Source organism: Pseudomonas sp. NBRC 111127, assembly GCF_001320345.1.
GTDB lineage: Bacteria > Pseudomonadota > Gammaproteobacteria > Pseudomonadales > Pseudomonadaceae > Aquipseudomonas > Aquipseudomonas juntendi.
This window is the reverse complement of the sequence record NZ_BCBD01000199.1, coordinates 1-9,401: the sequence shown is the minus strand read 5'-3', so window position 1 is coordinate 9,401 and position 9,401 is coordinate 1. Positions and strand designations below refer to the sequence as shown.

The following is a 9,401-nucleotide window of genomic DNA, read 5'->3' as shown; positions in this document are numbered from 1 at the left end:
GCGGCCTACTCGGCGATCAGCCAGTCCATGCGGTAGCTACCGGCAGTCTGCGCCAGCTCCTTGGCCAGCCACGGCAGCAACTCCTTGAGCTCGTCTTCCAGCCCCCACGGCGGGTTGGCGATGGCCAGGCCAGAACCATTGAGCCCCTGGGGGCTGTCCTGATGGTGCACATACAGCTCCACCCGCAGCAGCTTGGGTGCGCCGGTGCTGGTCAGGTCCTGGTAATAGCGTGTCAGCGAACGCTGGTCCTTGATCGGGTACCAGATGGCTGCAACCGTCTGGCGCATGCGCCCAATGGCCTCTTTCATGGCCGTGGTGCAGCGCTTGAGCTCATCGGCCTGCTCGAACGGCGGGTCGATCAGCATGATCGCGCGCTTTTCCTGCACGGGCAGCAAGGCCCGCGGCACGTGCCAGCCTTCACCCAGGTGCACGGTAACGCGCGGGTCTTTCTTCATGTTCTCCTTGAGCAGCGGCCCGTCTTCCGGGTGCTTCTCATTGAGCAGGGCACGGTCCTGCTGGCGCATCAAACGCCGGGCCAGCTCAGGCGAACCAGGGTAGTAGCGCAGCTCGCCGTCGGCGTTCAAACGCTTGATGACGCGCAGGTAGTCAGCGGCCATGGCCGGCAGGTCATCGCGGTTCCACAGGCGGGCCACACCTTGCTGATACTCGCCGGTGCGGCTTGCCTGGTCGCCCTGCAGGTCGTACAGGCCAAGCCCTGCGTGGGTATCGATGTAGGCGAACGGCTGCTCCTTGCGCGACATCAGGGCGATGAGGCGGGTCAGCACGATGTGTTTGAGGACGTCGGCGTGGTTGCCGGCGTGGAAGGCGTGACGATAGTTCATGGCAACTCCTGCGAAGGCGGCAAGTTTACCTTGCCTTGCAGGCGGCGTCAGGCCTGGCCGTCGATCGGCGGCGGCTTCTTCGCGGGCTTGCCCGCTCCCACACGGATCGCACTGGTTTCAGGTTCCGTGCAAACCCTGTGGAAGCAGGCGCCGCCGGCTCAGCGGGTATTACTTGTCAGCGTGGTACGCCGCATCAGCCGTCTCGAAGCGCTGCACCATCGCCTGCGAAGGGCTGCCCAGCTTGCTCACCACGAAGATGGCAATGCTCGCCAGCAGGAAGCCCGGGATGATTTCGTACAGGCCCCAGACATCGATCTGCTTCCACAGGATCACGGTCAGTGCACCGACCACGATACCGGCCAGTGCGCCGTTACGGGTCATGCCTTTCCACAGGACCGAAATCAGCACCACCGGGCCGAAGGCTGCACCGAAGCCGGCCCAGGCATAGGCCACCAGGCCCAGCACACGGTTTTCCGGGTTGGCCGCCATGGCGATGGCGATCAGGGCCACCGCCAGCACCATCAGGCGGCCGACCCACACCAGCTCACGCTGCGACGCATGCTTGCGCAGGAAGGCTTTGTAGAAGTCTTCGGTCAGGGCACTGGAGCAGACCAGCAACTGGCAGCTCAGGGTGCTCATCACCGCCGCCAGAATGGCCGACAGCAATACGCCGGCAATCCAGGGGTTGAACAGAATCTTCGCCAGCTCGATGAACACGCGCTCGTGGTTTTCGGTAACCGGGCCAGCCAGATCAGGGTTGGCCGAGAAATAGGCGATGCCGAAGAAGCCCACGGCGCAGGTACCGGCCAGGCACAGGATCATCCAGGCCATGGAGATGCGGCGGGCGTTGGCAATCGACTTCACAGAGTCGGCCGCCATGAAGCGCGCCAGGATGTGTGGTTGGCCGAAATAGCCCAGGCCCCAACCCATCAGCGAGATGATGCCGATGAAGGTTGCGCCTTTGAACATGTCGAAGTTGGCCGGGTTGACCGCCTTGATGGCCGCAAAGGTAGTGTCGAAGCCACCTGTGGAGATCAGCACGATCACCGGTGTGAGGATCAACGCGAAGATCATCAGCGACGCCTGCACCGTGTCGGTCCAGCTCACCGCCAGGAAGCCACCCACGAAGGTGTAGGCGATGGTAGCGGCAGCGCCAGCCCACAAGGCGGTTTCGTAGGGCATGCCGAAGGTGCTTTCGAACAGACGGGCACCGGCAACGATGCCGGAAGCGCAGTAGATGGTGAAGAACACCAGGATGACGATGGCGGAAATGATGCGCAGCAAGCCGCTATTGTCGTCGAAACGGCTGGAGAAATAGTCCGGCAGGGTCAACGCGTCACCGTTGTGCTCGGTTTGCACGCGCAGGCGACCGGCCACGAACAGCCAGTTCAGGTAGGCACCCACGGTCAGGCCGATGGCGATCCAGGCCTCGGACAGGCCGGCGAAGTAGATGGCACCCGGCAGGCCCATCAGCAGCCAGCCACTCATGTCGGAAGCACCGGCAGACAGTGCGGTTACCACGCTGCCCAGGCTGCGCCCGCCCAGAATGTAGTCGGAAAGGTTGTTGGTGGAGCGATAGGCGGCGAAGCCGATCAGCACCATTGCCGCGATGTAGATCACGAAGGTGATCGTTAGTGGGTTGCCCATGTGTGTGCCCTGGCGTTTGTTTTTATCTCATGCACAACCGCAGCGTTTGCGGTTGCACCCAGGCGGCGAATGCTATGCAACAACGCAAAGTGGGTGCAACCATTTTTCATTTGCAAGTTGCACCTGCCCGTGCATTTTCCGACGAAGCCGATTTCTTGCCCCTTTTTGGAGCGAGGAGGTCGTTTTCGCGATTGGATCGCGCCAAAAACGACCCTTCGTCCTATCCGAAAATCACTGTCGGACGAGTTGCACCTTTTCCTCGAAAAATTCGGGTTGCACCTGGTTGCACCCGAATTGTCCTACAGCTAATCTTGGCGCCAGCTTAGGCCACAGCCGTGGCAATAACGAGGATAAGAAATGGCGACGACCACCCTTGGGGTCAAACTCGATGACCCTACCCGTGAGCGACTCAAGGCAGCAGCGCAGTCGATAGACCGCACGCCGCACTGGTTGATCAAGCAGGCGATCTTCAATTACCTGGAGAAGCTCGAGGGTGGCGCGACCCTGAACGACCTCAACGGCCATGCCGGCAGCCTGGCCGATGACGCCGGCGAGGTCCAGCCTGACCATGGTCACCAGTGCTTCCTGGAATTCGCCGAGAGCATCCTGCCCCAGTCGGTACTGCGCTCGGCCATTACCGCCGCATACCGCCGCCCCGAGCAGGAAGTGGTACCGATGTTGCTGGAACAGGCGCGCCTCAGCGCACCGCTGGCCGAGGCGACCAACAAGCTGGCCGCCGGCATTGCCGAGAAACTGCGCAACCAGAAAAGCGCCGGCGGCCGGGCGGGCATCGTTCAGGGCCTGCTGCAGGAGTTCTCGCTGTCTTCGCAGGAAGGCGTGGCCCTGATGTGCCTGGCCGAAGCCCTGCTGCGCATCCCCGACAAGGGCACCCGTGACGCACTGATCCGCGACAAGATCAGCAACGGCAACTGGCAGCCGCACCTGGGCAACAGCCCGTCGCTGTTCGTCAACGCCGCCACCTGGGGCCTGCTGCTGACCGGCAAGCTGGTCAGCACGCACAACGAAGCCGGCCTCACCTCCTCGCTCACCCGCATCATCGGCAAGAGCGGCGAGCCGATGATCCGCAAGGGTGTCGACATGGCCATGCGCCTGATGGGCGAGCAGTTCGTCACGGGCGAAACCATTGCCGAAGCCCTGGCCAATGCCAGCCGTTTCGAGGCCAAGGGCTTCCGTTATTCCTACGACATGCTCGGCGAGGCCGCCCTCACCGAGCACGACGCGCAGAAATACCTGGCGTCCTACGAGCAGGCCATCCACTCGATCGGCAAGGCTTCGCATGGCCGCGGCATCTATGAAGGGCCGGGCATCTCGATCAAGCTGTCGGCGCTGCACCCGCGCTACAGCCGCGCCCAGTACGAGCGGGTGATGGAAGAGCTGTACCCGCGCCTGCTGTCGCTGACCTTGCTGGCCAAACAATACGACATCGGCCTGAACATCGACGCCGAGGAAGCCGACCGCCTGGAGCTGTCGCTGGACCTGCTCGAGCGCCTGTGCTTCGAGCCGGCGCTGGCTGGCTGGAACGGCATCGGCTTCGTCATCCAGGCCTACCAGAAGCGCTGCCCGTACGTGATCGACTACGTTATCGACCTGGCCAAGCGCAGCCGCCACCGCCTGATGATCCGCCTGGTCAAAGGTGCCTACTGGGACAGCGAGATCAAGCGCGCCCAGGTCGAGGGGCTGGAGGGCTACCCGGTATACACGCGCAAGGTGTACACCGACGTGTCCTACGTGGCCTGCGCACGCAAGCTGCTGGCCGTACCCGAGGCCATCTACCCGCAATTCGCCACCCACAACGCCCACACCCTGTCGGCCATCTACCATATTGCCGGGCAGAACTATTACCCGGGCCAGTACGAGTTCCAGTGCCTGCACGGCATGGGCGAGCCCTTGTACGAGCAGGTGGTCGGCAAGCTGGCCGATGGCAAGCTGAACCGCCCATGCCGCGTCTATGCTCCGGTGGGCACCCACGAAACGTTGCTGGCCTACCTGGTGCGTCGCCTGCTGGAAAACGGCGCCAACACCTCGTTCGTCAACCGCATTGCCGACCACTCGATCTCCATCCAGGAACTGGTCGCAGACCCGGTCGCCAGCATCGAACGCATGGGCACCCAGGAGGGCAGCATCGGCCTGCCGCACCCGCGCATCCCATTGCCGCGTGACCTGTATGGCAGCGAACGGGCCAACTCGGCCGGTATCGACATGGCCAACGAGCACCGCCTGGCTTCGCTGTCCTGCGCCATGCTGGCCACTGCTCACAACGACTGGAAAGCCGCCCCGCTGCTGGCCTGCGCCGCCAGTGAGGCAGCTGCGGTAGCGGTGCTGAACCCGGCAGACCACCGCGATGTGGTTGGCCATGTGCAGGAAGCCACGGTCGCCGACGTGGACAATGCCATCCAGTGCGCCATCAACGCGGCGCCGATCTGGCAGGCCACCCCGCCGGCAGAGCGCGCCGCGATTCTGGAGCGTACCGCCGACCTGATGGAGGCAGAAATCCAGCCGTTGATGGGGCTGCTGATTCGCGAAGCCGGCAAGACCTTTGCCAACGCCATCGCCGAAGTGCGCGAGGCGGTGGACTTCCTGCGCTACTACGCGGTGCAGGCCCGCAACGACTTCAGCAATGACGCGCACCGCCCGCTGGGGCCGGTGGTCTGCATCAGCCCATGGAACTTCCCGCTGGCGATTTTCACCGGCCAGGTAGCGGCAGCCCTGGCTGCCGGCAACCCGGTACTGGCCAAGCCTGCCGAACAGACCCCACTGATCGCCGCGCAGGCCGTGCGCCTGTTACTGGACGCCGGCATTCCGGAAGGTGTACTGCAGTTGCTGCCAGGGCGCGGTGAAACCGTGGGTGCCGGCCTGGTTGGTGACGAGCGGGTCAAAGGCGTGATGTTCACCGGCTCCACCGAAGTCGCGCGCCTGCTGCAGCGCAACGTCGCCGGCCGCCTGGACAACCAAGGGCGGCCGATCCCGCTGATCGCCGAAACCGGTGGCCAGAACGCCATGATCGTCGACTCTTCTGCGCTCACCGAGCAAGTGGTGATCGACGTGGTATCGTCGGCCTTCGACAGTGCCGGCCAGCGTTGCTCGGCCCTGCGTGTGCTGTGCCTGCAGGAAGACTCCGCCGACCGCGTGATCGAAATGCTCAAGGGGGCCATGGCTGAAAGCCGCCTGGGCTGCCCGGACCGCCTGGCAGTGGACATTGGCCCGGTGATCGACGCCGAAGCCAAGGCCGGTATCGAGAAGCACATCCAGGGCATGCGTGAAAAAGGCCGCTCGGTCTACCAGGTCGCGATCGCCGATGCCGCCGAAATCAAGCGCGGCACCTTCGTCATGCCGACCCTGATCGAGCTGGACAGCTTCGACGAGCTGAAGCGTGAAATCTTCGGCCCGGTGCTGCACGTGGTGCGCTACAACCGCCGTAACCTCGACCAGTTGATCGAGCAGATCAACAACTCCGGCTATGGCCTGACCCTCGGCGTGCACACCCGCATCGACGAGACCATTGCCAAGGTGGTGGAAACCGCCAACGCCGGCAACATGTACGTCAACCGCAACATCGTTGGCGCCGTGGTAGGCGTGCAGCCCTTCGGTGGTGAAGGCCTGTCTGGTACCGGCCCGAAAGCCGGCGGCCCGCTGTACCTGTATCGCCTGCTGTCGACCCGCCCGGCCGACGCGATTGGCCGCCACTTCCAGCAACAGGATGGCGAAGGCAAGCCGGACCGTACCCTGCATGAGCAACTGGTGAAGCCGCTGCACGGTCTGAAGGCCTGGGCCGAGAGCAATCAGCTGGCCGACCTGGCCGCGCTGTGCGACCAGTTCGCTGGCCAGTCGCAGAGCGGCATCGCCCGCCTGCTGCCAGGCCCGACCGGTGAGCGCAACAGCTACACCATCCTGCCGCGCGAGCATGTGCTGTGCCTGGCCGACAATGAAACCGACCTGCTGGCGCAGCTCGCTGCGGTGCTGGCTGTTGGCAGCTCGGCGGTGTGGGCTGACAGCGAACCGGGCAAGGCCTTGCGCGCGCGCCTGCCGCGTGAGTTGCAGGCCAAGGTGAAGCTGGTGGCGGACTGGAACAAGGATGAAGTGGCGTTCGACGCCGTGATCCACCATGGCGACTCGGACCAGCTGCGTGGCGTTTGCCAGCAGGTGGCCAAGCGTGGCGGGGCGATCGTGGGTGTGCACGGGTTGTCCAGCGGGGATCATCAGATTGCGCTGGAGCGGCTGGTGATTGAGCGCGCGATTAGTGTGAATACTGCGGCGGCCGGTGGTAACGCCAGCTTGATGACGATTGGCTGAGGCTGAGGGTTGTTGAGGGAAAGGGAGAGCTTTGGCTCTCCTTTTTTTATGGGTGCCCGCCTTGAGATTGGGGGTGGGCTGACAGGTGACCGACACAACATTTTCAGCGCCTGTGAGACCGAGCGCCGCCCGCGCGGCGCTTCGCGGCTAAAGCCGCTCCTACGTTTGTTTCCGGCCAGTATTGCCTGTGCCGGACGCGCGCGACCGCCTTGTTTGTACGACGCGATATCGTGGCGGGCGCCAAGGCGTTCGCGCGCCAATCCCGCAGGAAATAATTGGCCAGAAACAAATGAGCGGGTTCACCCGCGAAAGGGCCCGCACAGGGATCCCTGCATTCTCAACCCATATCACCCAAACCTATTAACCTCCCCTTACCCCACCCAACCACATAGACTCGCAGCATCCCGCCTCAGGACCGCCCCCATGCCCGAGACCCTGCTCAGCCCCCGCAACCTCGCCTTCGAACTCTACGAAGTCCTCGACGCCGAAGCCCTCACCCAGCGCCCACGCTTCGCCGAACACAGCCGCGAAACCTTCGACGCCGCGCTGACCACCGCGCGCACCATCGCCGAGAAGTTCTTCGCCCCGCACAACCGCAAAGCCGATGAAAACGAGCCGCGCTACGTCGACGGCCGCGCCGAGCTGATCCCCGAGGTGAAACCCGCCGTCGACGCGTTCCTGGAGGCCGGTTTCCTCAACGCCAACCGCGACTACGACGCAGGTGGTATGCAACTGCCCAGCCTGGTCTCGCAAGCGTGCTTCGCGCACTTCCAGGCCGCCAACGCCGGCACCACAGCCTACCCGTTCCTGACCATGGGCGCGGCCAACCTGATCGAGAGCTTCGGCACGCAGGAGCAGAAGCGCCTGTTCCTGCAGCCGATGATCGAGGGCCGCTTCTTCGGCACCATGGCCCTGACCGAACCCCACGCCGGCTCGTCGCTGGCCGATATCCGCACCCGCGCTGAACCTGCCGGCGACGGCAGCTATCGGCTCAAGGGCAACAAGATCTTCATCTCCGGCGGCGACCACGAGCTGTCGGAAAACATCGTGCACATGGTACTGGCCAAGCTGCCGGACGCCCCGCCTGGGGTGAAGGGCATCTCGCTGTTCATCGTGCCCAAGTACCACGTCAACCCCGACGGCAGCTGCGGTCCGCGCAACGATGTGCTGCTGGCCGGGCTGTTCCACAAGATGGGCTGGCGCGGCACCACCTCCACGGCGCTCAACTTCGGTGACAACGGCCAGTGCGTCGGCTATCTGGTCGGCCAGCCGCATCAAGGCCTGGCCTGCATGTTCCAGATGATGAACGAAGCGCGTATTGGCGTCGGCATGGGTGCGGTGATGCTGGGTTATGCCGGCTTCCTGTATTCGCTGGAATACGCCCGCCAGCGCCCGCAGGGCCGCCTGCCGGACAACAAGGACCCGCACAGCAGCGCGGTGCCGATCATTCAGCACACCGATGTGAAACGCATGCTGCTGGCGCAGAAAGCCTACGTCGAAGGCGCCTTCGACCTTGGCCTGTACGCCGCGCGCCTGTTCGACGACACCCAGACCGGCAGTGATGAGAGCGCCCGCAACCAGGCGCAGGAACTGCTCGATCTGCTGACCCCGATCGTCAAGTCCTGGCCCTCGGCGTTCTGCCTCAAGGCCAACGAACTGGCGATCCAGATTCTCGGCGGCCACGGCTATACCCGCGAATACCCGGTGGAGCAGTACTACCGCGACAATCGCCTGAACCCGATCCACGAAGGCACCGAGGGCATCCAGTCGCTCGACCTGCTCGGCCGCAAGCTGGCGCAGAACAATGGCGCCGGCCTCAAGCAACTGCTTCGCCGAATCGCCGCCACCGGCGAGCGCGCCAGCCACCACCCCAACCTCGACCCGCTGCGCCAGCCACTGGAGCAACTGGTCAACCGCCTGCAAGGGGTCACCCTGACCCTGCTCGGTGACCTGGCCCAGGGTAAAGTCGCCGGGGCCCTGGCCAACTCGGCCTTGTACCTGAAGGCCTTCGGCCACTGTGTAATCGGCTGGCGGTGGCTGGAACAGGCAGTCCACGCCGAACTTGGGCTGCTCAAGGCCGACGCTGGCGAGCGCGACTTTTACCTCGGCAAGCTGCAAGCCGCCCGTTATTTCCTGACCTGGGAAGTACCAGGCTGCCATAATGAGCTGGCATTGCTCGAGGCGCGCGACGACACTTGCCTCACCATGCAGGACGAGTGGTTCTAAGGGGGAGCCACCGTGTACACGGAGGCTTGCACATGTTCGATTCCAGCGCCCTGCTGCGCCAGCGCTTTGCCGCGCTGCGCAGCACGGCCGAGTTGTTTTCCCTGCGCCATGTGAAACCGTCGCACCAGGCGCTTTCGGTTCGCCGCAATGTGGCCGAGCCACCCTCGTTCAGCCAGGACGAGGGCGCGATGCTCACCGTACGGGTCAATGGCGTGGAGGCCTATGCGGCCACCGCCGATCTGTCGCAGGCCGGCCTGCAGCGCGCCCTGGAGCAGGCCGAAGCCCTGGCCCGGCAGATCGCCCGGCATAGCCTGCTGGACCTGCGCGGGCAACCCGTGCCCAGCGCCCGCCACGACCACATCTCGCCCAACTTCG

Annotated in this window: 5 protein-coding genes; 3 read left to right on the top strand and 2 right to left on the bottom strand. The window is 64.4% G+C overall.

The genetic code is table 11. From position 1 onward, the window contains the following. Window positions 1-5: 5 nt before the first annotated feature. Window positions 6-842, bottom strand: coding sequence for a 23S rRNA (adenine(2030)-N(6))-methyltransferase RlmJ (locus APH30_RS24560; protein WP_054914014.1), 837 nt, complete (start codon window positions 840-842; stop codon window positions 6-8). Between the two features lie 168 nt (window positions 843-1,010). Next, the gene (gene putP / locus APH30_RS24555) at window positions 1,011-2,489 is read right to left on the bottom strand and encodes a sodium/proline symporter PutP (protein WP_054914013.1); all 1,479 of its coding nucleotides are present in this window, start codon (window positions 2,487-2,489) and stop codon (window positions 1,011-1,013) included. A 357-nt stretch (window positions 2,490-2,846) separates the two neighbouring features. Here putP and putA point away from each other — a divergent pair, with 357 nt between their 5' ends. From putA to APH30_RS24540, 3 genes are all read left to right on the top strand, one after another. Further along, window positions 2,847-6,800, top strand: coding sequence for a trifunctional transcriptional regulator/proline dehydrogenase/L-glutamate gamma-semialdehyde dehydrogenase (putA, locus tag APH30_RS24550; protein WP_054914012.1), 3,954 nt, complete (start codon window positions 2,847-2,849; stop codon window positions 6,798-6,800). 423 nt (window positions 6,801-7,223) lie between these two features. Further along, window positions 7,224-9,026: an acyl-CoA dehydrogenase gene (locus APH30_RS24545; RefSeq protein ID WP_054914011.1), complete on the top strand. Its 1,803-nt coding sequence runs from the start codon at window positions 7,224-7,226 to the stop codon at window positions 9,024-9,026. Between the two features lie 32 nt (window positions 9,027-9,058). Further along, on the top strand, window positions 9,059-9,401 hold a 343-nt coding region (locus tag APH30_RS24540), incomplete at its 3' end, for a PmbA/TldA family metallopeptidase (RefSeq protein WP_371262925.1).